General features: G+C 71.1%; 20 protein-coding genes and 3 tRNA genes. 16 read left to right on the top strand and 7 right to left on the bottom strand.

Annotation, left to right across the window (positions count from 1 at the left end; translation table 11 throughout):
• Positions 1 to 32: 32 nt before the first annotated feature.
• From ACYVDG_RS17805 to ACYVDG_RS17795, 3 genes are all read left to right on the top strand, one after another.
• Positions 33 to 839, top strand: coding sequence for an ABC transporter ATP-binding protein (locus tag ACYVDG_RS17805; RefSeq protein WP_460753710.1), 807 nt, complete (start codon positions 33 to 35; stop codon positions 837 to 839).
• The gene (locus ACYVDG_RS17800; RefSeq protein ID WP_460753706.1) at positions 824 to 2,482 is read left to right on the top strand and encodes a hypothetical protein; all 1,659 of its coding nucleotides are present in this window, start codon (positions 824 to 826) and stop codon (positions 2,480 to 2,482) included. Before ACYVDG_RS17805 ends, ACYVDG_RS17800 begins: the two co-directional genes overlap by 16 nt.
• A 126-nt stretch (positions 2,483 to 2,608) precedes the next feature.
• The gene (locus tag ACYVDG_RS17795; protein WP_460753702.1) at positions 2,609 to 3,571 is read left to right on the top strand and encodes an SDR family NAD(P)-dependent oxidoreductase; all 963 of its coding nucleotides are present in this window, start codon (positions 2,609 to 2,611) and stop codon (positions 3,569 to 3,571) included.
• Between the two features lie 5 nt (positions 3,572 to 3,576).
• Here the strand turns inward: ACYVDG_RS17795 and ACYVDG_RS17790 are convergent, their stop codons facing one another.
• The gene (locus ACYVDG_RS17790) at positions 3,577 to 4,209 is read right to left on the bottom strand and encodes a TetR/AcrR family transcriptional regulator (RefSeq protein WP_460753699.1); all 633 of its coding nucleotides are present in this window, start codon (positions 4,207 to 4,209) and stop codon (positions 3,577 to 3,579) included.
• 91 nt (positions 4,210 to 4,300) lie between these two features.
• Here ACYVDG_RS17790 and ACYVDG_RS17785 point away from each other — a divergent pair, with 91 nt between their 5' ends.
• On the top strand, positions 4,301 to 7,612 hold the full coding sequence (locus tag ACYVDG_RS17785) for an acetyl-CoA carboxylase family protein (RefSeq protein ID WP_460753696.1): 3,312 nt from the start codon (positions 4,301 to 4,303) through the stop codon (positions 7,610 to 7,612).
• Here the strand turns inward: ACYVDG_RS17785 and ACYVDG_RS17780 are convergent.
• Positions 7,536 to 8,786, bottom strand: coding sequence for an MFS transporter (locus ACYVDG_RS17780; RefSeq protein ID WP_460753693.1), 1,251 nt, complete (start codon positions 8,784 to 8,786; stop codon positions 7,536 to 7,538). The two genes, ACYVDG_RS17785 and ACYVDG_RS17780, sit on opposite strands and share 77 nt — an antisense overlap.
• 79 nt (positions 8,787 to 8,865) lie before the next feature.
• On the opposite strand from ACYVDG_RS17780, the gene ACYVDG_RS17775 reads away from it, so the two are divergent.
• Positions 8,866 to 9,447, top strand: a complete 582-nt coding sequence (locus ACYVDG_RS17775) for a TetR/AcrR family transcriptional regulator (RefSeq protein WP_460753690.1) — start codon at positions 8,866 to 8,868, stop codon at positions 9,445 to 9,447.
• A gap of 46 nt (positions 9,448 to 9,493) precedes the next feature.
• Here ACYVDG_RS17775 and ACYVDG_RS17770 read toward each other — a convergent pair whose 3' ends face one another.
• On the bottom strand, positions 9,494 to 10,135 hold the full coding sequence (locus ACYVDG_RS17770) for a TetR/AcrR family transcriptional regulator (RefSeq protein ID WP_460753687.1): 642 nt from the start codon (positions 10,133 to 10,135) through the stop codon (positions 9,494 to 9,496).
• Between the two features lie 256 nt (positions 10,136 to 10,391).
• On the opposite strand from ACYVDG_RS17770, the gene ACYVDG_RS17765 reads away from it, so the two are divergent.
• On the top strand, positions 10,392 to 11,567 hold the full coding sequence (locus ACYVDG_RS17765) for an acyl-CoA dehydrogenase family protein (protein WP_460753684.1): 1,176 nt from the start codon (positions 10,392 to 10,394) through the stop codon (positions 11,565 to 11,567).
• Positions 11,568 to 11,656: 89 nt separating this feature from the next.
• On the opposite strand, the gene ACYVDG_RS17760 is transcribed toward ACYVDG_RS17765, so the two are convergent.
• Positions 11,657 to 12,031 (bottom strand): FKBP-type peptidyl-prolyl cis-trans isomerase, encoded by a 375-nt coding sequence (locus ACYVDG_RS17760; protein WP_460753681.1) that lies wholly within the window; start codon positions 12,029 to 12,031, stop codon positions 11,657 to 11,659.
• An 80-nt stretch (positions 12,032 to 12,111) separates the two neighbouring features.
• On the bottom strand, positions 12,112 to 13,296 hold the full coding sequence (manA, locus tag ACYVDG_RS17755; RefSeq protein WP_460753926.1) for a mannose-6-phosphate isomerase, class I: 1,185 nt from the start codon (positions 13,294 to 13,296) through the stop codon (positions 12,112 to 12,114).
• Positions 13,297 to 13,694: 398 nt separating this feature from the next.
• On the opposite strand from manA, the gene ACYVDG_RS17750 reads away from it, so the two are divergent.
• Positions 13,695 to 14,192 carry a GNAT family N-acetyltransferase gene (locus ACYVDG_RS17750; RefSeq protein ID WP_460753677.1) on the top strand — a complete coding sequence of 166 codons (498 nt, stop codon included), beginning with the start codon at positions 13,695 to 13,697 and terminating at the stop codon, positions 14,190 to 14,192.
• A gap of 13 nt (positions 14,193 to 14,205) precedes the next feature.
• Here ACYVDG_RS17750 and ACYVDG_RS17745 read toward each other — a convergent pair whose 3' ends face one another.
• Positions 14,206 to 14,757, bottom strand: coding sequence for a TetR/AcrR family transcriptional regulator (locus ACYVDG_RS17745; RefSeq protein ID WP_460753673.1), 552 nt, complete (start codon positions 14,755 to 14,757; stop codon positions 14,206 to 14,208).
• 187 nt (positions 14,758 to 14,944) lie between these two features.
• Here ACYVDG_RS17745 and ACYVDG_RS17740 point away from each other — a divergent pair, with 187 nt between their 5' ends.
• A complete protein-coding gene (locus ACYVDG_RS17740) occupies positions 14,945 to 16,633 on the top strand; it encodes an MFS transporter (RefSeq protein WP_460753669.1) in 1,689 nt (562 codons plus the stop codon).
• Between the two features lie 111 nt (positions 16,634 to 16,744).
• Here ACYVDG_RS17740 and ACYVDG_RS17735 read toward each other — a convergent pair whose 3' ends face one another.
• On the bottom strand, positions 16,745 to 17,968 hold the full coding sequence (locus tag ACYVDG_RS17735) for a molybdopterin molybdotransferase MoeA (protein ID WP_460753664.1): 1,224 nt from the start codon (positions 17,966 to 17,968) through the stop codon (positions 16,745 to 16,747).
• 205 nt (positions 17,969 to 18,173) lie between these two features.
• On the opposite strand from ACYVDG_RS17735, the gene ACYVDG_RS17730 reads away from it, so the two are divergent.
• From ACYVDG_RS17730 to ACYVDG_RS17695, 8 genes are all read left to right on the top strand, one after another.
• Positions 18,174 to 18,246: transfer RNA gene (locus tag ACYVDG_RS17730), tRNA-Gly, on the top strand.
• Positions 18,247 to 18,288: 42 nt separating this feature from the next.
• Positions 18,289 to 18,359, top strand: a tRNA-Cys gene (locus tag ACYVDG_RS17725).
• Positions 18,360 to 18,372: 13 nt separating this feature from the next.
• Positions 18,373 to 18,446, top strand: a tRNA-Val gene (locus tag ACYVDG_RS17720).
• A 200-nt stretch (positions 18,447 to 18,646) separates the two neighbouring features.
• Positions 18,647 to 19,441 carry an SAM-dependent methyltransferase gene (locus ACYVDG_RS17715; RefSeq protein WP_460753661.1) on the top strand — a complete coding sequence of 265 codons (795 nt, stop codon included), beginning with the start codon at positions 18,647 to 18,649 and terminating at the stop codon, positions 19,439 to 19,441.
• 191 nt (positions 19,442 to 19,632) lie between these two features.
• Entirely contained in the window at positions 19,633 to 20,856 is a 1,224-nt protein-coding gene (locus ACYVDG_RS17710) for an MFS transporter (protein WP_460753657.1), read from the top strand.
• A gap of 171 nt (positions 20,857 to 21,027) precedes the next feature.
• Positions 21,028 to 22,062, top strand: coding sequence for a uroporphyrinogen decarboxylase family protein (locus ACYVDG_RS17705; protein WP_460753653.1), 1,035 nt, complete (start codon positions 21,028 to 21,030; stop codon positions 22,060 to 22,062).
• Positions 22,063 to 22,159: 97 nt separating this feature from the next.
• The gene (locus ACYVDG_RS17700; RefSeq protein WP_460753648.1) at positions 22,160 to 22,822 is read left to right on the top strand and encodes a TetR/AcrR family transcriptional regulator; all 663 of its coding nucleotides are present in this window, start codon (positions 22,160 to 22,162) and stop codon (positions 22,820 to 22,822) included.
• A 180-nt stretch (positions 22,823 to 23,002) separates the two neighbouring features.
• Positions 23,003 to 23,911 (top strand): SMP-30/gluconolactonase/LRE family protein, encoded by a 909-nt coding sequence (locus ACYVDG_RS17695; protein WP_460753642.1) that lies wholly within the window; start codon positions 23,003 to 23,005, stop codon positions 23,909 to 23,911.
• The last annotated feature ends 10 nt before the right edge of the window (positions 23,912 to 23,921 follow it).

Raw genomic sequence — 23,921 nt, 5'->3', positions numbered from 1 at the left:
CGCGCGGCACGGGTCATCGGAGGATGGCGGGTATGACGAACACCGACGTGCCCGCGTCCGACACACCAGTGGCCGACGTACCAGCGCTGGAGTTGGACGGGCTGACCAAGACCTTCAACGAGACCCGGGCCGCCGACGGCGTGAGCCTGTCCGTGCCGCGCGGCGCGATGCTGGGACTCGTCGGCCCCAACGGTGCGGGCAAGACCACGTCGCTGTCGATGGCGGTAGGCCTGCTGCGCCCCGACTCCGGGACCGCCCGGGTGCTGGGCGTGGACGTGTGGCGGGACCCGGTGGGGGCCAAACGTCGGATGGGTGTGCTGCCGGACGGCCTGTCGCTGCCGGAACGCCTCACCGGTGGGGAGCTGCTCGACTACTGGGGGCGGCTGCGCGGGCTGGGCCGCGAGGTGACCCGCACGCGCGCCGGGGAACTCCTCAAGGTCCTCGAGCTGGACGGCGCGGAACGGGACGGCGTACTCGTCGCGGAGTACTCGACCGGTATGCGCAAGAAGATCGGCCTTGCCACGGCGCTCCTGCACGCTCCGGAGGTGCTGGTCCTGGACGAGCCGTACGAGGCGGTGGACCCGGTGTCGGCGCGGGTACTGACCGCGATCCTGCGCCGGTTCACCGACGGCGGCGGCGCCGTGGTCATCTCGAGCCACGTGATGGCCCTGGTGGAGCAGCTCACCGACCGGGTGGCGATCATCGCTGAGGGCCGTGTGATGGCGGACGGCACGCTCGACCAGGTGCGGGGCGCCGACGCCACCCTTGAGGACACGTTCGTGCGGCTGGTCGGGGCCCGAGAGGTCAGCGAGGAGGACCTGACGTGGTTGAACTCCTGATCCGGCTCAAGTTCGCGCTGGGGCGGCACACGGGCGGCGGCAGCCGGTGGTTCACGGTCGCCCTCCTCGTCGGGGGGACCGCTCTGACTTGGTATCTGGCGCTGGCGGCCGTCTCCAGCGAGGTCCGGTCCACCCTGCTCATGCTCGTGTTCGCGGTGTGGGGCGCGGCTTGGCTGCTCGGCCCGGTCATCACCAACGGGGTGGGGGTGCTGCGCTCGCAGTACTTCACCCTCCTGCCGCTGGACCGGGGCAAGGTGGGTTCCGGCCTGCTGGTGACGATGTTCGTCGGTGCGGGTGCGCCGTTGACCCTGGTGGCGATGGCGACGGTGGCGTGGCACGCGTGGGCCGTGGATCCGGCCGTGATGTTCCTGGGACTGCTCGGCATGCTGATGCTGGTGGTCTTCATGGTGTCGCTGTCCCGCTTGGCTTTCCGGGCGCTGGGTGCGGCCATGCACAGCCGGATCGGCATGGAGATCGCGTCGGTGCAGTGGGGCCTGCTCGTGGCCGCGATGTTCTTCGGCTGGGTGGCGATCCAGCCCGCCATCGCGGCGGCACGGAGCCTGACCGAGTTCGGGTTGGAGGGTACGGCGGCGACCGTGCTGGCGGGGATCCCGACCTCCTGGCCGGTACTGGCGGTGGACGCGGCCGCCGCGGGGGCTTGGGGTGAGGCCTTCGGCTGGCTCGGCGCGTTCGCCGCGCTCACCCTGGTCACGGCTCTGGTCACCGTGCGGCTGCTGGCGCCGAGTGTGGCCTCCCGCGGTGTACGGAGGCGGTCGCGGCCGCTCGGTTCGCGCGTGTTCGACGGCGGGCGCTCGTTCCTGCCGGACACCCCCCTGGGCGCGGTGGTCGCCAAGGAGCTGCGGCACTGGCTGCGTGATCCGTGGCGCGGCCTGGAACTGCGCTCGGCCCTGTACGCGGGGCTGTTCATCGGCGTTCTCGGGCTGATCAGCTACCTGCCGCAGATCGCCCCGTTCGCGGGTGTGCTGGCCGTGCTCATCATGGGCATGGGGAGCGGGAACATGTACGGGCACGACGGCAGTGCCCTGTGGCTGACCGTGGTCGGCCAGGACCGGGACACGCTCCGGGCCGACGTGCGGGGCAGGCAGATCGCGATCGCGCTGCTCATCACCCCGGCGGCTGCGCTGCTGAGTACGGCGGCGGTGGTCGCCACCGGAGAGTACTGGTCGGTGCCGTTCGTGGTGGCGGGACTGGTGGTGTTCGCCGGGGTGACCAACGGACTGTCGGCCCTGTTGTCCGTGGTGGCGGTGACCCCGGGTGTGGACCCGCACAAGCGGGTGGACGCGAACGATACGGGGGACAACCAGGTCCAGGTGTGGACCTCGCTCGTGGCCGTCCCGCTGCTCTCGGCCCCGACCGTCGCGGTCGCCGTGTGGGCGGGGATCCAGGGCATGCCGTGGCTGGCGGTGCCGGCGGCCGCCGCCAACGGACTACTGGCCGCCTGGCTGCTGGGCAGGATCGCCTACCGGCGGCTGGAGAAGCGCCTACCCGAGACCTTCACCCGGATCCGGTACGGGAAGGCGATCGCCGCCCAGTCCGTCCCGAAGTCCGGCGGAAGCCTGCTGGACCAGTTGGAGCGCGGTGCGCTGGCCACCAACGAGGACATCAAGCCCACCGGTTCCTGAGTGCCCTGCGCCCCCGGGCCGCGTGGACGGCGGCCCGGGGGCGCGCACCAACTTCGGCGGGGCGGCCCCGACAGGGCCGGCCGCGTTCTTGACCTGGAGCGCACTCCACGCCCTAGCGTGAGCCGCATGACCACGAAACAGAGCAAGATCGGTTCCGGCTTCGGGATGCGTAGCACCGCGGCCGAGGTGCTCGAAGGCATCGACCTCACGGACAGGATCGCGCTGGTGACCGGCGGATACTCCGGTATCGGACTGGAGACCACACGGGCCCTCGCGGGGGCGGGTGCCCGCGTGGTCGTCCCTGCGCGCAGGCCCGAACAGGCGAGGGAGGCACTCACGGGAATCCCGGGTACAGAGGTCGCCGAGCTGGACCTGGCGGACCTGGAGAGTGTGCGGGCCTTCGCGGACACCTTTCCGCACGACCGGATCGACCTGCTGATCAACAACGCCGGGATCATGGCCTGCCCGCACACTGAAGTCGGCCCCGGTTGGGAAGCGCAGTTCGCCGTCAACCACCTGGGGCACTTCGCCCTCGTCAACCGGCTCTGGCCCAAGATCGCCGACGGCGCGCGGGTGGTGTCGGTGTCCTCGGGAGGGCACCACGGCTCGGGCATCCGCTGGGACGACCCGTGGTTCACCCGGGGCTACGACCGCTGGGAGGCCTACGGGCAGGCCAAGACCGCGAACGTCCTCTTCGCCGTGCACCTGGACCGGCTCGGCCGTGAGCGCGGGGTGCGCGCCTTCTCCCTGCACCCCGGAGCGATCCTCACACCGTTGCAGCGGCACCTGGCCAAGGAGGAGATGGTCGAGGCCGGGTGGATCGATGAGACGGGCCAGGCGATCAACCCCACCTTCAAGACGCCCGAGCAGGGCGCCGCCACCCAGGTGTGGGCGGCCACCTCGCCCCAGCTCACGGGCATGGGCGGCCTGTACTGCGAGAACTGCGACATCGCCGAGCTCCCCGAGAAGGCCGACCCGGACCTGGGCGAGGGCGGGATCGCCGCCCACGCCGCGGACCCCGAACAGGCCGCACGGCTGTGGGCCTGGTCCGCCGAGCTCACCGGAGTGGACGCCTTCGCACGCACCTGACCCGCTCAGCTCCCGCGGTCCCGTTTCTCGGGCAGGCCCAGCAGGCGGACGTACATCGCCGTCAGCTCCCGGGCCGCCCGGTCGCGGTCCTCCGGTGCGGCGGCCAGCCCGTCGGCGAACGCGGCGACCATGCCCCCGGCCGCTTGGGCGACCGCCTCCGGCGGGGCCGCCGGGACCGCCATCCCCCGTTCGACGAGGCGCCGGGTGTAGCGCGCGGACCGGTGCCGCGGCAGCCCGTGGATCTCCTCCCACAGGGCCCCCATCGCCGGGTCGGCGAGCGACTGGTGCTGCAGCACCGTGATGAACGCGAGGTGTTCGGTGTAGGCGTCCAGAAAGGCGGTGATGGTCGCCGCGGCCACCGCGTGGGGGTCGTCGGCGTCGATACCGTCGAGCTCCTGGCTGGCCAGGAAGCGGTCCCGGACCAGCTCGGCCAGGACCGCGAAGACCTCCTCCTTGGAGGCGAAGTAGACGTAGAAGGTGGCCCGGCCGACCCCCGCCTCGGCGGTGATGTGCGCGATGGTGGTGCGCGCGTAGCCGCTCCGCTCGAACACCCTCCGCGCCGCCGTGAGCAGTGCGGCCCGGGTGGCGCTGTCGGCTCGGTCGTACTTGACGCGGGTCGCCCACTCCTTCTTCTGCATGCGGCCGAGTATCCCAGAACCCCGATCGTTGACATCAGTGTCAACGCGGGTGCAGACTCGGGTCACCCCGCCGGTCGAGGAAGGAATCCCCGTGTCCGAACCGTCCCGCCTGCTCGTCGCCAACCGGGGCGAGGTCGCCGTGCGGGTGCTCCGCGCCGCCGCGTCACTGGGCCTGCGCACCGTCGCCGTGTACTCCGCCGAGGACGCCGAAGCCACCCACGTCCGCCTCGCCGACGAGGCCCGGCCGCTCGGGGCCTCGGGACCGGCCGCCTACCTGGACGCCGAGCGCCTCGTCGCCGTCGCCCAGGAGACCGGGTGCGGGCTGGTCCACCCCGGTTACGGGTTCCTCAGCGAGGACGCCGGCTTCGCCGCGCTGTGCGCCGGGTCCGGCCTGGTCTTCGTCGGCCCCTCCCCCGACACCCTCGACCTGTTCGGCGACAAGGCGCGCGCCCGTGCCCTGGCCGAGAGCCTCGGCGTCCCCGTCCTGCCCGGCACCACCGGCCCCACTTCCTTGGCGAAGGCCCACACCTTCCTGGAGGAGCTCGGGCCCGGCGGGGCGGTCATGGTCAAGGCGCTGGCGGGCGGCGGCGGGCGCGGCATGCGCGCGGTCACGGACCCAGAAGACCTCGCCTTCGCCTACGAGCGCTGCCGTTCGGAGGCCGAGACCGCGCTGGGCCGCGGCGACCTCTACGTCGAGCAACTGCTGGAGCGGGCCCATCACGTCGAAGTGCAGGTGATCGGGGACGGAACCGGCGCCGTGACGCACCTGTGGGAGCGCGGGTGCAGCGTCCAGCGCCGCCACCAGAAGCTGGTCGAGACCGCTCCCGCGCCAGGCCTGCCCGACGGGCTGCGCACCCGCTTGATCGACGCCGCCCTGGCCCTGGCCCGGAGGGTCTCCTACTCCGGTCTGTGCACCGTCGAGTTCCTGGTCGAGGACGCCCCGGCCGCCTCCGCCCCGGCCGTCTCCTCCACAGAGGAGGGCGCCCCCGCCTTCCACTTCATCGAGGCCAACCCGCGCCTGCAGGTGGAGCACACCGTCACCGAGGAGGTCACCGGCGTCGACCTGGTCGCCGCCCAGATCGGGGTCGCCCTGGGCCGCACCCTCGCCGACCAGGACCTCGGCCAGGACTCCGTCCCCGCTCCGCGCGGCTGCGCCGTCCAGGCCCGGGTCAACCTGGAGGCCACCGGTCCAGACGGCTCGGCGCTGCCCACCTCCGGGACGCTGACCGCCTTCGCGCCGCCCACCGGTCCGGGAATCAGGGTGGACACCCACGGCGCGGTCGGGCACAGCGCCGCGGACGGCTTCGATCCGCTGCTGGCCAAGGTGGTCGCGCACGCCCCGCGCGGCGGGCTGAACGCCGCCGCCGACCTCGCCGACCGCGCCCTGGCCGAATTCACGGTGGCCGGGGCGGAGACCAACACCGCCTTCCTGCGCGCGGTCCTGCGCCACCCGGTCTTCCGGTCCGGCAGAGCCACCACCGCCTTCGTGGACGACCACCGCGCCGAACTCCGTTCCGAGGTCGGGGCAGCGCGCGACTCCGCGGACGGGACGGTGCACGGCGCGGCCGATGGCCGGGATCCCGCCGCCGACCACCTGGCCGCGCCCTTCGCCGCGACCGTCGTGTCCGTCGAGGCGGCACCCGGCGACCGGGTGCGGGCCGGAACACCGCTGCTCGTTCTGCAGGCGATGAAGATGGAGCACGTCCTGGCCGCCCCCGTTTCCGGAACGGTCGGCGCGTTCCGCACCGCCGTCGGGGCCGCCGTCGCCGAGGGCGAACCGCTCGTGGGATTCGCTCCGGACGGCGCCGAAGCGCAGGCCGACCCGGTGGAGGAGGGGGTCGACCCCGACCACATCCGCCCCGACCTCGCCGACGTCCTCGAACGCCACGCCCTCGGCGCCGACGAGCGCCGCCCCGACGCCGTGGCCAAACGGCGCCGCCTGGACCGCCGCACCGCCCGGGAGAACATCGCCGACCTGTGCGGGGCGGGCGGATTCACCGAGTACGGTGCGCTCGCCGTCGCCGCCCAGCACGGCCGCCGTTCCGAGGAGGACCTGGCCGTCGGCACCCCCGCCGACGGCATGGTGACCGGGGTGGGCCGGGTCAACGCGGACCGCTTCGACGCCGCCGACTGCGTCGTCATGTCGTACGACTACACGGTGCTGGCCGGGACCCAGGGAGTCATCAACCACCGCAAAACCGACCGCATGCTGGAGGCGGCGCACCGCCGACGGCTGCCGGTCGTCCTGTTCGCCGAAGGCGGCGGCGGCCGTCCCGGCGACATCAACCCGAACTCCGCCTCCTCACTGGACGTCACCACGTTCTCCGCCATGGGCCGTCTCAGCGGACACGTGCCCACAGTCGGGGTGGCGTCGGGCCGCTGCTTCGCGGGCAACGCCGCCCTCCTGGGCTGCTGCGACGTCGTCATCGCCACCCCCGACGCCACCATAGGTATGGGCGGTCCGGCGATGATCGAGGGCGGCGGCCTGGGCACTTACCGGCCCGAGGAGGTCGGCCCGGTCGGTGTCCAGGAACCCAACGGGGTCATCGACCTGCTGGTCGAGGACGACGCTGCGGCCGTGCGCGCCGCCCGCGCCTACCTCTCCTACTTCCAGGGCCCCGTCGATGACTGGGAGGCAGGCGACCAGCGACCGCTCCGCCACGCCGTCCCGGAGAACCGGCTGCGGGTCTACGACGTGCGCCGCGCGATCCACACGCTCGCCGACACCGGGTCCGTCCTGGAACTGCGTCGCCGCTTCGGCCCGGGCACGGTCACCGCGCTCGTCCGGGTCGAGGGGCGCCCCATGGGCCTGATCGCCAACGACCCCGCCCACCTGGGCGGTGCCATCGATGCCGACGGCGCCGACAAGACCGCCCGTTTCCTGCAGCTGTGCGACGCCCACGGGCTCCCGGTGGTCTCGCTGTGCGACACCCCGGGGTTCATGGTCGGCCCGGACTCCGAGCGCACGGCCACCGTCCGGCACTTCTCCCGGCTGTTCGTCATCGGTTCCCAGCTGCGCGTTCCCCTGGTCACCGTGGTGCTGCGCAAGGGTTACGGGCTGGGCGCACAGGCCATGGCGGGCGGCCACTTCCGGGCGCCCGCGGCCACCCTGGCCTGGCCCACCGGCGAGGTCGGCCCGATGGGCCTAGAGGGCGCGGTCCGGCTGGGCTTCCGCCGCGAACTGGAGGCGATCGCGGACACCGATGAGCGCGCCGCCGCCTTCGACGCGATCCTCGCCGAGGCCTACCGGCGCGGCAAGGCCACCAACGCCGCCGCCGTGTTCGAGCTGGACGACGTGATCGACCCCGCCGACACCCGGCGGTGGATCACCGCCGCCCTCGCCGAGGGGGCCGGGCCCGCGCCCCGCCACGATGGGCCGACCCGGCACGTCGACCCCTGGTGACCGCCAGGGCCAGGACCAGGCCGGAAGCGGCCGACAGGGCCGCGGCCACCGGGACCAGTCCGGCGCTGACGGCCATGGCGAGGCCGCCGGCCACCCCGCCGAGCGCCGCACCCACGTACACGGAGCTGCTGAGCACCGCCATCGCCTGGGCTGCTGCCCGCTGCCCGACCCGCTCCAGAGTCAGCGCCTGGACCGTGGTCGGCACCGCCCACGCCGCCGTCGACCAGCACACGAGGAGCACGGCGGCCACCCCGATCGGCACCGGCCCGGTCTGCCAGAGGAGCGCGAAGGCGGCCATCGTCGCGCAGAAGGCCCCGCAGGCCAGCCCGAAGGCGCACCGGGCACCGACCCGGTCGACCAGGCGCCCCGCGTACTGGGTGCCCGCCACACCGCCGACCCCCGAGGCCACCAGCAGGGCGGCCAACTGGTGCGGCGCCACCCCGGACAGCGCGGCGAGGAAGGGCGCCAGATAGGTCTGGAAGGCCAGGTTGCCCGCGACCACCAGGACGGTGACCGCCAACAGGCCCAGGACGGCGGGGTCGAGCAGGGGGCGCAGCACGGTTCCCGGCCGCTCGGGGACCGCGGCAGCGCCCCCGTCCCCGTGACCCGTTCGTTCCTGCTCCGTTCGCGGTAGGGAGCGGGCCACCAAGACCAGCGCGAGCACGCCGAGCAGGCCGCAGGAGACGAACGTGGCCTGCCAGCCGAAGGCGGCACCGATCCACGTCCCGGCGGGCACGCCCAGCAGGACCGCACCGGTCAATCCGGTCATCACCGTGGCCAGGTAGCGTCCCCTGCGCTCCTCCGGCGCCCGGGTGGTGGCCGCGGCCAGGGCTGCGGGGAGCACGACGGCGGCGGACAGCGCGGCGATCACCCGCAACCCCACCAGGAGGGGGAAGTCGTTCACCCACGGGACCACCAGGTTGGCGGGGATGAACACGGCCAAGGCCGCCAGGAGAACGCGCCGCAGCGGCAGCCGGGCGAGGAGGACCGCCCAGAGCGGGGCGGTGCACGCGTAGACCAGCGAGTAGACGGTGACCAGCTGGCCGGCGACCGATTCGGAGACCCCTGTGTCCGAAGCGATCGCCGGGAGGACCCCGATGACGATGAAGTCGTCGGTCTGCACGGCGAAGGCCGCCAGGGCGAGGGCAAGGAGCCAGACGGGAAGAGTGCGCATCCAATAAAGGTAACAAACGTTACCCTTATGCTTGTGCCAGAGTTGGGGCAGTACCAGCGTTGGGGACAAGGAGGCGCACATGCCCCGGAAAGCCGATCCGGCGCGCCGCCGCGAGGTCCTCGACGCCGTCATCGAGCAGCTCGCGCACACCGGGATCGCCGGGTTCACCCTGCGCGGCCTCGCCCAGGGCCTGGGACAGAGCACGCGTGTGCTCACCCACCACTTCACCGACCGGAAGGACCTGCTCACCGCGGTCCTGGCCCGCCTGGACGAACGCCAGCACCGGGCCCTGCGCGCCACAGAGGGATGGTCGGACCCGGCGGTCCCGGTCAGTGACGTCGTCCGCGATGCCTGGCGGCGCAACCTCGAGGACGAACCGCACATGACGCGGCTCATCCGGGAGATCGAGGGGCTCGCCGCCGCCGGGCGGCTACCGGCCCCCAGCGCGGATTTCGTCCGCGGCCGCGCGGAGTTCGTCGCCTCCTGCCTGAGCTTGCGCGGGGCACCGGCCGACCAGGCCCTCACCCTGGCCACCCTGTTGAACTCGGCCTTCTCCGGATTGGAAGCCGACTACCTCGCCACCGGCGACCGGGACCGCACCGAGGCGGCGCTCGACCGGCTCTGCGCCTGGGTCGACAGCCAGGCACACGCGCTGCGCTGAGCGGCAGCGAACCGATCCGAAGCGGTCACCCGCCCCAGCCGACGACTCAGTCCTCGACCGGGACCCGGACCCTCTTGAAAACGGGGACCAGCCCGTCGAGGAAGGCCGTGAGTGCCAGCTCGAAACTGTCCTCGTCGATCTCCGCGGCGACCTCCGCCAGTCGGTGGGCCTGCGACAGGTTGGGATAGCGGTCCTGGTAGACCCACACGTCGTCGTCGAACCCGCGCGCGAAGGAGTTGGTGGCGGCACCTACCACCAGGTACTTGGTGGAGGCCCCGATCATCGTGGCGTAGCGGGGCGGCCAGCCCGCGCCCACGAGCCCGCCGTGCACGGCGTCGGCCCGGCGCAGGGCCTCCTCTCGCCGACCCGGGCCGGCGGCGATCACCGGGAGGAGGTTCGGGTGCTCGTCCAGGGCCGCACGGTAGGAACGGGCCCAGACGGCCAGGCCCTCACGCCAGTCGCCACCGTCGAAACCGGTGACGTCGATACGCGTGGTGACGACCTCGGCCACATCGCTGAGCAACTCCTCCTTGGTGCGGTAGTGGCTGTACAGCGAGGCGGCCTGCACGGCCAGCTCCTGGGCGAGTCTGCGCATGGACAGCTTCTCGAGCCCGTCCCGGTCGATGAGCGTGAGCGCGGACTCCCGGATCGCGGGTTTGCTCAGGATCGGGGTCTTGGGTCGGGCCACGGAAAGGTTCCTCTTCTGCAGTACGCCGTCACGTGCCGGTCCGTCCGGCGTTCGCGCTGATCATCGCACGACCGCCCTCCGCATTCTGCCGTCTTGCGGATCAGCGGGATGGGCCGGGTCAGCGGTTGCGCCGAGCCGACCCGGGATCGGTGCTTTCACCTGCACACCCGCACGGTTCGACTCATCCCTTGCGCGGGCGGCTAGGAACACCGTACCCTCAAGTAACCGAACAGCGTTAGGTTAAATGGGAGCAACCGTGATCGATTTCTCACTGAGCGAAGAGCAGCGCGCCGTCCAAGGGTGGGTGCGGACCTTCGTCGAGCGGGAGCTCATGCCGCTGGAGAACGACGTGCTGCGCCGTGAGCGCGAAGGCCACCCGCCCGGCCTGACCCACGAGGAGAGCACCCGCCTGCGCGCCCTGGCACGCAAGTCGGACTTCTGGGGCGTGGCCACCCCGGAGGAGTACGGGGGCATGGGCCTGGACCCGGTCAGCGAAGCCATCATCGAGATCGAGCTCGGCCGGACCTTCCTCACCTTCAAGTTCGGCGGCGAGGCCGACAACATCCTCTACTACGCCAACGAGGAACAGCGGAAGCGCTACCTCCTCCCCACCATCGAGGGCGAGCGCAAGTCCTGCTTCGCCATCACCGAACCCGGCGCGGGTTCCGACGCCAAGGCCATCCGGGCCAAGGCGGTCCGCGACGGCGACGAGTGGGTGATCAACGGCGAGAAGACCTTCATCACCGGCGGCAACGAGGCCGACTTCGCCCTCGTCTTCGCGGTCACCGACCAGGAGAAGGGCGCCAACGGAGGCGTGACCTGCTTCCTCGTCGACCGCGACATGGGCTGGACCTCCGAGCCCATCGACACCATGGGCGAGCGCCGCCCCGCCTCCCTGATCTTCCAGGACGTGCGCGTACCGCACGAGAACGTCCTCGGCGAGGAGGGGCAGGGCTTCGCCCTCGCCATGAAGTGGATCGGCAAGGGCCGCTACCTGCTGCCCGCCCGCGCGCTGGGCGGCTGCGAGCGCCTGCTCGACATGGCCCTCGACTACGCGAAGACCCGCGAGACCTTCGGTGCCCCCATCGCCGACCGGCAGGCCATCCAGTGGATGATCGCCGACTCCCAGACCGAGATCGAGGCCCTGCGCCTGCTGGTGCTGCACGCGGCCTGGCAGGTCGCCGAAGGCAAGGACTCCCGGCACGCGCAGTCGATCGCCAAGCTGTTCGGCGGTGTGAAGGCCAACGAGATCGTCGACCGCGTCATGCAGATCCACGGCGGCATGGGTTACACCCGCGAACTGCCGATCGAGCGCTTCTACCGCGACGTCCGGCTGCTGCGCATCTTCGAGGGCACCGACGAGATCCAGCGCCGCACCATCGCCCGCGACCTGCTCAAGGGCCACGTGAAGGTGGGCGCAACCCTCGGGTAGGGAGCGGGACAGTTCAAGGGCCCGTGTCGAACGTGGGAGCTCGACACGGGCCCTTGCTACATCTGCTGACCTAAGGGCCAGCCGAGGGGTTAGTTGACGTCGACCAGGTCGACGACGAACACCAGGGTCTCCCCCGGCTTGATGACGCCGCCGGCGCCGCGGTCACCGTAGGCGAGGTGCGGCGGGATGACCAGCTGACGGCGGCCGCCGACGCGCATGCCCAGGACACCCTGGTCCCAGCCGGGGATGACCTGGCCGGAGCCCAAGCGGAAGGTCAGCGGCTCACCGCGGTTCCAGCTGGCGTCGAACTCCTCGCCGGTGGAGTGGGCAACGCCCACGTACTGCAGGCTGACGGTCTTGCCGTGCCCGGCCTGGTCGCCCTCGCCGACCTGGATGTCGGTGATCTGCAGGTCCGAGGGCGCCGGGCCCTCGATGAAGTCGATCTCAGGACGCTCGAGCGCCATGGTGGGGTCCCCTCGTTGAGTGACGGAAACTGGAGGGGCCCAGGTTATCGCTGGCGACCAGTGTTCCCCGACGCCGACCGTCAGTGGTCCCCGACGGTCGCGGCGACCACGTGGCCGTGGCCCTCGACCTTGATGGGCCCGCTGTCGGCCTGGACGAAGACGGACTCCCCGCGTCGCAGGGCCATTCCCTCACCGACCTCCGCGACCAGCTCCACACTGCCGTGCAGGGCCAGGACCACGGTGGGACCGTCACCGGGCAAGTGGGCGGTGATGCGGCCGGGGCCGATCTCGTGCAGGGCGAACTCCGGGGCTGCCGGGCGGAACTCCCGGCGGCCGTCGAGGAAACCCGGCTGCGCGTAGGGGATGGGCAGCACGGAGAAGTCGACCACGTCGAGCAGCTCGGGGGCGTCGACGTGCTTGGCGGTCAGGCCGGCGCGGAGCACGTTGTCGGAGCTGGCCATCACCTCGACGGCGGTCCCTTGGAGGTAGGCGTGCAGGTTTCCCGCGGGAAGGAACAGGGCCTGGCCCGGCCACAGAGTGACCCGGTTGAGGAGCAGGGAGGCGACGGCGCCCGGGTCGCCGGGGTAGCGCTCGGCCAGGTCCACGACGATGTCGGCGTGGGCTCCGCGCCTGCCGCGGCCGGACCACTCCCGGACGAACGCGCCGATCATCCGGCAGCGGTCGGACTCGGGCAGGCTCAGCAGCCGGGTGAGTGCGGCGCGGAGCGCGGCGTGGTCGTCGGCGACGGACAGGTCCTCGCGCAGCCGGGTGGCGAGTTCGCTGCGCAGCCCCTCGAGGTCGGCGACGGTGGCAGCAGGCTCGCGGAAGCCGCACAGCGCCTCGAAGGGTTCCAGGGCGAGGAGCAGTTCGGGCTTGTGGTGCGGATCCCGGTAGTTGCGGTGCGGTGCGTCAACCGGAATCCCGGCGCTTTCCTCGGACTCGTAGCCGGATCGCGCCCGGGCAGCGTCCGGGTGCACCTGCAGGGACAGCGGTGCCTCGGCGGCCAGGTATTTGAGCAGGTACGGCAGGCGGGCCCCGAAGCGCTCCGCGGTTCTCGGGCCGAGCACGCGGTGGGGGTCGGCCGCGATCAGCCCGGGCAGCGACGTGGAGCCGTCCTCGCAGTGAGCGGTGCTGGGCGCCCCGTGGTGGGCCCCCAGCCACAGTTCGGCCTGGGGTGTGCCGTCGGGCTCGGTTCCCAGCAGACGCGGGATGGCAGCGCGTGCTCCCCAGGCGTACGGCCGTACCCGGTTGGTGAGCCTGTGCATCCGCTCCCCGCTTTCCCGTCTGCGTGTGCGCACCCCGAGGACGTTCCGGCGAGGTGAGGACAAGTCTCGCGAAGAGAAGTCACCTGGTCGACACGGCACGCCCCACTCCTCGCGGTCGCGCCCACCTTGCCAGGTGAGCGGGCCTCCGACTGTCCTGCTGGTCCGGTTACGGCAACGAAGTTACTCGGAAGTAAACCACGTTCCAGGACACGTGAACAGCACCACATCGTCTCCTTCCAGAGACAACCCCGGACTCCCCGGGGACAACGGCCCCCGCACCGAACCAGGACCTACTGCGACTGCCCTCCGCCGAACGGAAAAGCAGGTGCGCGCGAGGGCGCGTGGCCGCTAGTCTGCCGCTATCCCGCGACTTCTAGGAACGACGAGGAGACCGGCCCGTGCGCCTGCGACAGGGAGGACCGGAGGACACCTCCGAGATTCTGCGGATGTTCGACGAGGCGGTCGCGTGGCTGACCGAGCGGGGATCCGCCGCGCAGTGGGACACCCGCCCGTGGTCGGAGATCCCCGAGCGGGTGGAACTGGTCCGGGGGCTCGCCTCGGAGGACCTGTGGATGGCCGAGGCCGACGGCGCCGTCGCGGGCACCCTGGCGATCAGCGAGACCGCTCCCGAGTACGCCCCGCCCGTAGGTGAACGCGAACTCTACGTGCGCTGGCTCCTGGTCGACCGGGCCCGCACCGGCCGCAACGTGGGTGGAAGGCTGCTCGACCACGCCCGTGCCCAGGCCCGCGATCGTGGGATCTCACTGGTGCGTGTGGACTGCTGGTCCGGTGGCGACGGCGCACTGATCCGCTACTACGAGGGGCAGGGATTCACCCCGACCGTGCGCGTTCCCGTGAAGGACAAGGAAGTCCAGGTGTTCGAGGCCCGGGTCTGACCCGCCGCCGGGGTCAGCGTTCGCGGCGCACCCGGTCCGAGGCCTCGACGAGGCGGTCGATCACCTGCCGCGTGAGTCCGGGGTCGGGCTGGCCGAGCCCCGCGATCGAGGACATGTACATGCCGTCCCCGGCCAAGCGGATGGTCTCCGCCAGGACCGGATCGGTGAGTTCGGCGTGCAAGAGCTCGCCCCAGCGGTCGAACAGCTCCTTGACCAGGGTGGCGGCCTCCGGGGGGATGTCCTCCTTGCTGCGCAGGGCTGCGATGACCGCCCAGTAGAGCTCCCTCTCCTGGGTACTCTGCGGCAGCGACGTGCGCAGGAAGTACCGGACCACGCCCTCCTCGCTCACCACGGCCTCTTGGAACTCCTCCTCGGCCATGGCGCGGATGCGCTCCATGAGGCCGACCATCATGGCCGCCTTGGAGGGGAAGTGGTAGAGCAGACCCCCCTTGGACACTTCAGCGGTGCGGGCCACCAGCTCCAGGGTCACCGAGGAGTAGCCGTCGCTGATCAGGATGTCCTGCAGGGCGTCGAGGATGCGGTCGCGCGTATTCGAAGTGCTCACGATTGACACTGTACCGGCTGGACGGTACTGTACCGTCCGGACGGTTGAAGAGTCCCGAAGTGGGCCCAGATCCCACGCGGTCGACCAGACTTCCCGTCCGGCCCGGACAGCTCCACAGCCCCCACCGGGCCCTCCCGCGCCCTCATGCCGAGCGGCGCGCAACCACGCGAACCGATACGAGGGAAAGATGAGTTCCGCCAAGGCCGGAAACGGCTCCAACCGCGCGCACCGGGGCGACGGCGGCCCGCCCGCGCTCGCTGGCCCGCGCGAATGGGCCGCGCTCGCGGTCCTGGTCCTACCGGTGGTCCTGATCTCGGTCGATATGACCGTGCTCGGGTTCGCCGTGCCAGCCCTGAGCGAGGCCCTGAGCCCCACCGCCGGCCAGCTGCTGTGGATCATCGACATCTACGGCTTCATCCTGGCCGGACTGCTGATCACGATGGGTTCGCTCGGCGACCGGATCGGCCGCCGACGCCTGCTCATGATCGGTTCGGCCGCCTTCGGCGCCGCCTCCCTCATGGCCGCCCTCGCGCCCACCGCCGAGATCCTGATCGTCGCCCGGGCCCTGCTGGGTGTGGCGGGCGCCTCCCTGATGCCCTCGACCCTGTCCCTGCTGCGCAACATCTTCCTGGACCCGCGCCAGCGCCTGCTCGCGATCGCGATCTGGGCCTCCGGGTTCTCCGGCGGCGCCGCACTCGGCCCGGTCCTGGGCGGCTGGCTCCTGGAACACTTCTTCTGGGGCTCGGTCTTCCTGATCAACCTGCCCGTGATGGCGCTGATCCTGGTACTCGTGCCGCTGCTGGTGCGTGAGTCGCGCAACCCCGACTCCGGCCGGATCGACATGCTCAGCGTCGTGCTGTCCCTGGGTGCCATGCTGCCCGCCGTCTACGGCATCAAGAAGCTGGCCACCGGCGGCTTCGACGCCGTGTCCATCGTGTCGCTCGTGGTCGGCCTGGCCCTCGGGTACCTGTTCGTCCGCCGACAGCAGAAGCTCAGCGACCCGCTGATCGACGTGGACCTGTTCCGGTCCCGCGTGTTCAGCGTGGCCGTGGTCACCAACCTGATGATCGTGTTCTCGATGGTCGGGTCGCTGTTCTTCCTCACCCAGTACCTCCAGCTGGTGCTCGGCGTCTCACCGATGCGCGCCGGCCTGGTGCTGGTACCCGGACTGATCCTGTCGATCATCGCCGGACTGGTCGCCGCCCGGGTGGCCCGCCACCTGAGCCTGGCCGTCGTGATCGGGGTGTCCCTGATCGTGACCGCCTCGGGTTTCGCCACCCTGGTGTTCACCCCGGCCGACAACGTCACCCAAGGCGTCGTGCTCGTGGGTACGGCCTTCGCCCTGATCACCTTGGGCACCGGCTTCGCCGAGACGCTCACCAACGGCGCGATCATGTCTTCCGCGCCGCCCAAGCGCGCCGGTGCCGCCTCCGCGATCTCCGAGACCGCCTACGAGATGGGTGGTGCGCTGGGTGTCGCGGTATTGGGAAGCGTCCTGACCGCGTTCTACCGGAACCACCTCACCGAGGTCGACGAAGTTCCGGCCGCCGCGAACGCCGCCGCCAAGGAGACCCTGGGCGGGGCCGCCAACGCCGCCGAGGACGTCGGTGGCGCGGCCGGTACCGCGCTGATGGACTCGGCTCAGCTGGCCTTCACCGACGGCATGCACCTGACCTCGGCCATCGCCGCGGGGATCGTGCTCGTGGCCGCCGTCCAGGCCTGGTTCCTGCTGCGCGGCCGGGGCAACCCCGCCGTGGAGACACCCGCGGCCGAGGTGGTCCACCACGAGACGCCCGGCACAGTCCCGGAAACCGAGGGCGCCAAGAGCACCGGGACTGCCCCCGCGTCCGCTTCCGTCAGCGGAGGTAGCGCGTAGAAGTAGCTGCAGCGGCAGCTGACGTTCGGCCCCCGAGGGACATCCTTCGGGGGCCGACGTGTGTCCTCGGCCGGGTGGCCTGTGGCCACTCGTGCCGGGCCGGTGCGGCCCTCAGGGCATGTGGGGTCCTCCTGGCAGGTGCAGGAGCTCCACTTCGCCGCCGGACCAACCCGGCGGCACCACCGCGTAGGCCTCGGCCAGGGCGGCGCCGCGCAGGCTGCCCGGCCGGTCGTGGCCCACCGGCTCGGCCCGCCCCTGGGACAGCCGCACCGCGACCAGCCGGGTGTCGTCTCGTCTGGACCGGACCTCGGCGGACATCGGCACCGGGCCCGTACCCGCTGCCGGGTCCGGGCGCCCGGTCATCGCGCACAGCAGCGGCACCAAGAGCGTGAGCGACGCCACCAGCGCCGCGTTCGGGTTGCCCGGAAGCCCCACGAACACGGTGCCGCCCGTGTGGTCACCGGTGTGCGCGAGCAACTGCGGATGGCCCGGGCGGCAGGCGACGCCGTCCACGACCGTCTCCGCGCCCAGCTCCGCCAGGACCTCGCGCAGGTGGTCGGCGGGCCCCTTCGACGACGAACCGCACACGACCACCACGTCGGCCCCGCCCGGTTCCATGGCCGCACGCAGGTCCGCGTAGCCGTCGCCCAGGAAGCGAACCCGTTCCAGCTCGCCCCCGGCCCAGGCGACCACGCCGGGCAGCAGCGGGCCGATCGCGTCCCGCACCACGCCGTCGCCGGGAAGCCCGTCCGTGGCGATCTCGTCACCGGTGACCAGCACCGAGACCTTCGGCAGACGCACCCGGAGGCTGTCGTGGCCCAGGCTCGCGGCCAGTCCCAGCACAGCAGGGGTCACCGGGGTCCCCGGCTCCAGGACCGTCTCCCCCGGCGCGGTCTCCTCCCCGGCCCAGCGCACGTGCCTGCCCTGGTGAGCCTCACCACGCACCCGGCCGTCCACCTTCTCGGCCCGCTCATAGGGCAGGACCGCCTCGGCGCCCTTGGGCACACGGGCACCGGTGGCGATCTCCACCGCCTCGCCCGCGCCCAAGGAGAGCCCCGTGAGCGGAGCACCGGCCAGCTGGGTTCCCACCAGGTTCCAAGGCCCCTCCCCCGCCACCGCGAACCCGTCCATCGCCGAAGCGTCGAAGGCGGGCGACCCCACCAATGCCCTGAGATCCGTGGCGAGCACACCACCCAGCGCACTCCGCAACGGAAGCACTCGTTCCGAAGCACCCAGCGCTTCCCCCAGTGCGCGGGCCCGCGCACGCGCCCGTCCCCAGGAGAGCGCACCGCGGTGACCACCGCACGCCGAACCGTCCGCCACCGGGTTGTCCATGCCGTTCCGCCCACCCTGTCTTTCGAGGCCGTGACCACTTGTTCTACCCGAGCCACGTGACGCGGACGCTACCGCCCCTCCCACCTCCCAAGACGACCACCGCACGGCCCCGGCCAACTCCGATTTGCCGTCTGTGGAATCTCCGCTAAAGTCTTTACCAGCAGCAAGGCGCGGCCAACGGAAACGGGGCCGGGCCCGGCAGCACGCGGACGTAGCTCAGCTGGTAGAGCATCACCTTGCCAAGGTGAGGGTCGCGGGTTCGAATCCCGTCGTCCGCTCGGAGGAGACGAGGGGCGGCTGGTACGCTCCACGGATAACTCGGTGGAGTGGCCGAGAGGCGAGGCAGCGGCCTGCAAAGCCGTCAACACGGGTTCGAATCCCGTCTCCACCTCCCAGTTTCACTGGGGCGATTAGCTCAGTTGGCTAGAGCACTACCTCGACACGGTAGGGGTCACAGGTTCGAGTCCTGTATCGCCCACAGGTAGGCCCGCGTGGTCGGTTGCTTCGCAATCTTCCACGCGGGCCGTGCTGCTTTCTGGGGGACGACCCCCAATTCTCCGCGATGATTGACCAGCTCGGGGCATGCTCCGGAGAGATCCGGCACATGCCCTTCGCTGTGCCTGACCGTCGCGTGACGACGTGGTTGTGCTGCCACACACGGCTTCCTATGCTCGGCCCATGGAATCCTCCCAGCCCCAAATCAATTCCGACATCCCCCACTCGGCCCGCGTGTGGAACTACTGGCTCGGCGGCAAGGACAACTACCCCGTGGATCGGGAGGCCGGTGACCAGTTCCTCAAGGTCTTCCCCGGAATGGCGCAAGGTGCCAAGGCCTCGAGGGCCTTTCTGGCGCGCACCGTGCGCTACCTGGCGGCAGAGGCCGGAATCCGCCAGTTCCTCGACATCGGGACCGGGCTGCCGACGGCGGACAACACCCACGAGGTGGCACAGAGCGTACGCCCAGAGGCGCGGATCGTGTACGTGGACAACGACCCCCTGGTGCTGACGCACGCTCGCGCACTGCTGACCAGCACGGGTGAGGGTTCCACGAACTACATCCACGCGGACCTGCGAGAGCCCGAAAGGATCCTCGAGGCAGCCCGGGAGACCCTGGACTTTCAGGAGCCGATCGCGCTGATGCTCATGGGTATCCTCGGGCACGTCACGGACTACGACCAGGCCCGCGACATCGTCGGACGATTGGTGCAGGCCCTTCCGTCGGGTAGCTACCTGACGATCAACGACGGCACCAACGTGCACAGCGAGGCCAACGTCGAGGCGCACGAGCGCTACAACCAGAGCGGGGCCGTACCCTACGTCCAGCGCAGCCCCGAGGAACTGGAGAGGTTCTTCGAGGGTCTGGCGGTGGTCGAACCGGGCCTGGTCTCGGTTACACGGTGGCGCTACGACCAGACCAGTTTCGGTGTACCACCCGAGGTGGACGGTTACGGAGCGGTCGCACGTAAACCCTGATGCGCCACGAAACCGTGCCTGACCGCACACCGCCGGAGGTTCGCGGGTGACCACCGTCGAAACGGGTGCTCACGCGGATTCACCGGTCACGGTCTTCGGTCGGCATTGACGCGATCGCGGTCGTGAGCGCATACGTAAAATCACTGAACCGCCGAAATGACGGACGCTCACCCGAGGTGAAGGGCGATCGCTTGACAGCCGAGTCTCCTACGGGCGCGCGTGCGCGGAGCGGCCTCTGGATCGTTGCGGTGCTGTTCCTGCTGATCATGGCGTTCTCGACCGCGCCCACCCCGCTGTACCCCCTCTATCAGGGCGCTGAGGGGTTCGGGTCCGACGTGATCAGCGTCGTCTACGCCATGTACGCCTTCGGAGTGCTCACGAGCCTGCTCCTGGTCGGGCACGTCTCGGACTGGTACGGGCGCACACCGCTTCTCCTGGGGTCCCTGCTCTTGGCCCTGGTGGCGAGTGCGCTCTTCGTGGCCTCCACGCACCTGACCACGCTACTGGTCGCGCGCTTCGTCAACGGGGTCGCGGTCGGCATGCTGACCGCGACCGCAACCGCCGCGCTGGTCGCGTTGAACCGCGCGAGCCGGAACCCGCGCTCACGGACCTTCGTGGACACCCTGACGATCGTCGTCAACGTGGGCGGGCTCGGGCTCGGTGCCGCGTTCTCCGGGGCGGTCGCCACGCTCGGTACCGCCCCGCTGGTCCTCCCGTACGCCCTCTTCGGTGGCGCCTTCCTGCTCCTGGTGCCCCTCGTCGTCCTGGTCCCGGAGACGGTGAACGTCCGCCGTCCCCTCCCCCGCTACCGGCCGCAGCGGCTGAGGGTTCCCGCCACGTCGCGGGCCGCGTTCTGGTCGAGCCTGGGACTGGCGTTCGTCGGCTTCGCGGTGTTCGGACTGTTCACATCGCTGGCACCGTCCCTGCTCACCAGCGGTTACGGCCTGGACTCGCCGTTCGTCGCGGGCCTGACGGCCTTCTCGGTGTTCGCCTCCGCTGCGACGGCCCAGGCCTTCTTCTCCAGCCTGCCCGAGCGGTCCCGCGTCCCGTTGGCCGCCGTACTGCTCGTCACGGGCCTGTTCGTGATCACCGTGCAGGAGTTCGCACCGAGCTATCTCCTCTTCCTCCTCGGAGGGACCATCGCGGGTGCCGGTTCGGGCACCGCCTTCAAGGCGGCGGTCGCCACCATCAACGACCTCAGCGACCCGGACCACCATGCCGGAATCCTCGCCAACCTCTTCCTAGGGGCCTACGTCGGCATCTCGGTACCGGTCATCGGCCTCGGCGTGGCCGCCACCGTCCTACCGCTGCCGATCGCCGTCACGCTGTTCTCCGCGGCCCTGGCCGTGCTCACCGTCCCCGTAGCGGTGGTGCACGTACGCTCCGCCCGCACCAAGCCCTCCCCCTCGGCCTGAGTCCCCGCCGCGGATCCCTGCCGCAGGTCCCACGGAAAAGAGAGGTAGCGCAGACCGGCGACGCCTGAAAGGGTGGGGGCCCTTCCGCCCGCACGAGAGCACTCCCGCCCGCTCGGCACGTTCGCACCCGATTCCGGCGTCAGACACCCCCTGAGCTCGAAGGAGCAGCCCATGCCCCCACACGGCGCCCGTTTGCCGACCTCGATCGTCGGCAGCATGCCGCAACCCGACTGGCTGATCGACCGGGAGAAACTCGCCGACCGGTTCCCGCCGCGGGTCCGGGCCAAGGAGCTCTGGCGGGTGGATGCGGACTTCCTCCCGGAGGCCCAGGAGGACGCGACACTGCTGGCGATCCGCGCCCAGGAGGACGCGGGCCTGGACATCGTCACCGATGGTGAGATCCGGCGGGAGTCCTACTCCAACCACTTCGCGACGGCCCTCGACGGTGTCGACATCGACAACCCCGGTACCGCGCTCGACCGTTCAGGACACCCCAACCCGGTCCCCAGGATCACCCACGAGATCACCCGGCCCCACCCGATCCAGGCGGGCGACACCGCGTTCCTGCGGAAGGCGACCGACCGCACCGTCAAGATCACCGTGCCCGGTCCCTTCACCATGGCCCAACAGGCCCAGAACGACTACTACGCCACTGACCGCGATGTCGCCCTGGCCTACGCGGAAGTGGTCCGCGCGGAGATCGCCGACCTGTTCGCCGCCGGTGCCGACATCGTCCAGATCGACGAGCCCTACCTCCAGGCACGGCCCGAGGCGGCGCACGAATTCGGCGTCGAGGTCCTCAACGAGGCACTGCGGGACGCGGCCGGGCCTACCGCGCTGCACATCTGCTTCGGATACGCGGCGATCATCCACGAACGCCCCGACGGCTACTCCTTCCTCGGCGAGCTCGCCGACACCCCGGTCGACCACGTTTCCGTCGAAACCGCCCAGTCGGGCCTGGACCCGAGCGCCTTGGACCCCCTGCGGGAGAAGGGCGTGATCCTCGGTGTACTGGACCTGTCGACCCACGAGGTGGAGACACCCGAAGTAGTGGCGGACCGGGTGCGGCGCGCACTGCCGCACGTGGACGCGGCCAAGCTGGTCCTCGCCAGTGACTGCGGGCTCAAGTACCTGCCCCGCGCGTCCGCCGAGGGGAAGATGCGATCGCTCACCCAGGCCGCGGCCCTCGTGCGCCGAGAACTCTGAGCGGCTGCCGGGCCTGCTCAGTACGGCCCGAGTCACCGCTCGCAGCCCTTGTAAAGTCGTGGGGCAGACCGGCAGCACCCAGTCCAGGAGGCCCGACGTGTCCCAGCTCCGGCAGGAGGCCGACCGTACCGGCTCCGACTCCGGTCCCGGCCGGCTCGAGGTCGGCGACCTGCCCGGCTCCGAGCACTACGGCGAGGTCCCGCGCCGCCTGCTGCTGTCCGCCGCGGCGTGCTACGCCGCCAACGGGTTCCACGGCACGACGACGCGCCACATCGCCGCTGGCGCCGGGCTCAGCCCGGCAGCCCTCTACGTGCACTTCCCGTCCAAGGAGCTCGCGCTCTACGACGTCGTGCGGCTGGGCCACGAGCACGCCTACTCGATCCTCACCGAACCCGGCATCGAGGCACTGGCCGGCCCCGCCGAACGGCTCACCGCGGTCGTGTCCGCCTATACCCGCTTCCATGCCCGCCACCATGTGGTGGCGCGCGTGTGCCAGTACGAGTTGAGCGCGCTCATCCCGGAGCACTACACCGAAGTGCTGCGGATCCGGCACGCGACCAACGAGGTCTTCCGGGAGACCGTCGCGACCGGTGTCGAATCCGGAGTGTTCCGGGCCGACATGGACGTGCGGCGGGTCTCGCGCGCGCTGATCTCCCTCGCCATCGACCTGGTGCGCTGGTACCGGCCCGACGGACCCGACTCACCCGAGCAGCTGGGCGAGTTCAACGCGGACCTCGCGCTGCGGCTCGTGCAAGCCTGAGGACCCGGCGGACACCCGAGAGTGACCCTTGACACATGCGGGCCACAGCGGTGACTATGCGCTTAGTCACGAGCTCCGACGGAGCGGGCAGGCCCGTGACCGGTGGGCAGGGGGCTCCCCCCTTGGCTGCCTCCAGAGCCGACCCGCTTCCTGAGGACCGACATGCGGGATGAGGCCACCATGGTGCAGGAACAGTCAGCGGGTCGAGAACTCTCGGCGGTACTGGACGGCTACTCCTTTCTGGAAGCCCCACGATGGCGCGACGGCCGGCTGTGGGTGTCGGACTTCTACACCGACCAGGTCGTGGCGACCGACGGCCGGGGCCGGATCGAAGTCCTGGCCGAAGTGCCCGGACAGCCCTCCGGCCTGGGGTTCCTCCCCGACGGGCGCGCGCTCATCGTCTCCATGCGCGACCACCGCATCTTGGTGCGTGCGGAGTCAGGCGAGCTGAGTGAGTACGCCAACCTGTCCGGGGCTGTCTCGGGTGTTCTCAACGACATGGTCGTCGACGCGGAAGGGCGTGCCTACGTCGGCAATTTCGGGTTCGACCTCATGAGTGGCGACCCCCTGCGCTACACCACGCTCACCCGGGTGGATCCGGACGGCACCGTCACCACGGTGGCCGAGGACCTGGGCTTCCCCAACGGCATGGTGATCCTGCCCGAAGGCGTGCTCCTCGTCGCCGAGACGTTCGCCGGACGGATCACCGCCTTCGACATCGGCGGCGACGGCGGGCTGGACAACCGGCGCATGTGGGCGCAGTTCGGTGAGAGACCGCAGACCACCGACGTCGAGACGGCGGTCGAGCAGCTCCAGGTCGGCCCGGACGGCATCTGCGCCGATACCGAGGGCGCGATCTGGGTCGCCGACGCCCTGCACGGCCGCGTGATCCGAGTCCGTGAAGGCGGCGAGATCGTCGACGAGATCCAGGCTGGCACCGGGGTCTTCGCCTGCATGCTCGGCGGCGAGGACGGGCGCACCCTGTTCCTGTGCGCGGCACCCTCCTTCGCCGAACACGAGCGCCGGCAGGCCCGCGAAGCCCAACTGCTGGCGGTCCGGGTCGGCGTCCCCCACGGCGGCCTGCCGTAACAGCGGGGCC

Source organism: Nocardiopsis oceani (assembly GCF_054777395.1).
This window is presented reverse-complemented; position numbering and strand designations above follow the sequence as displayed.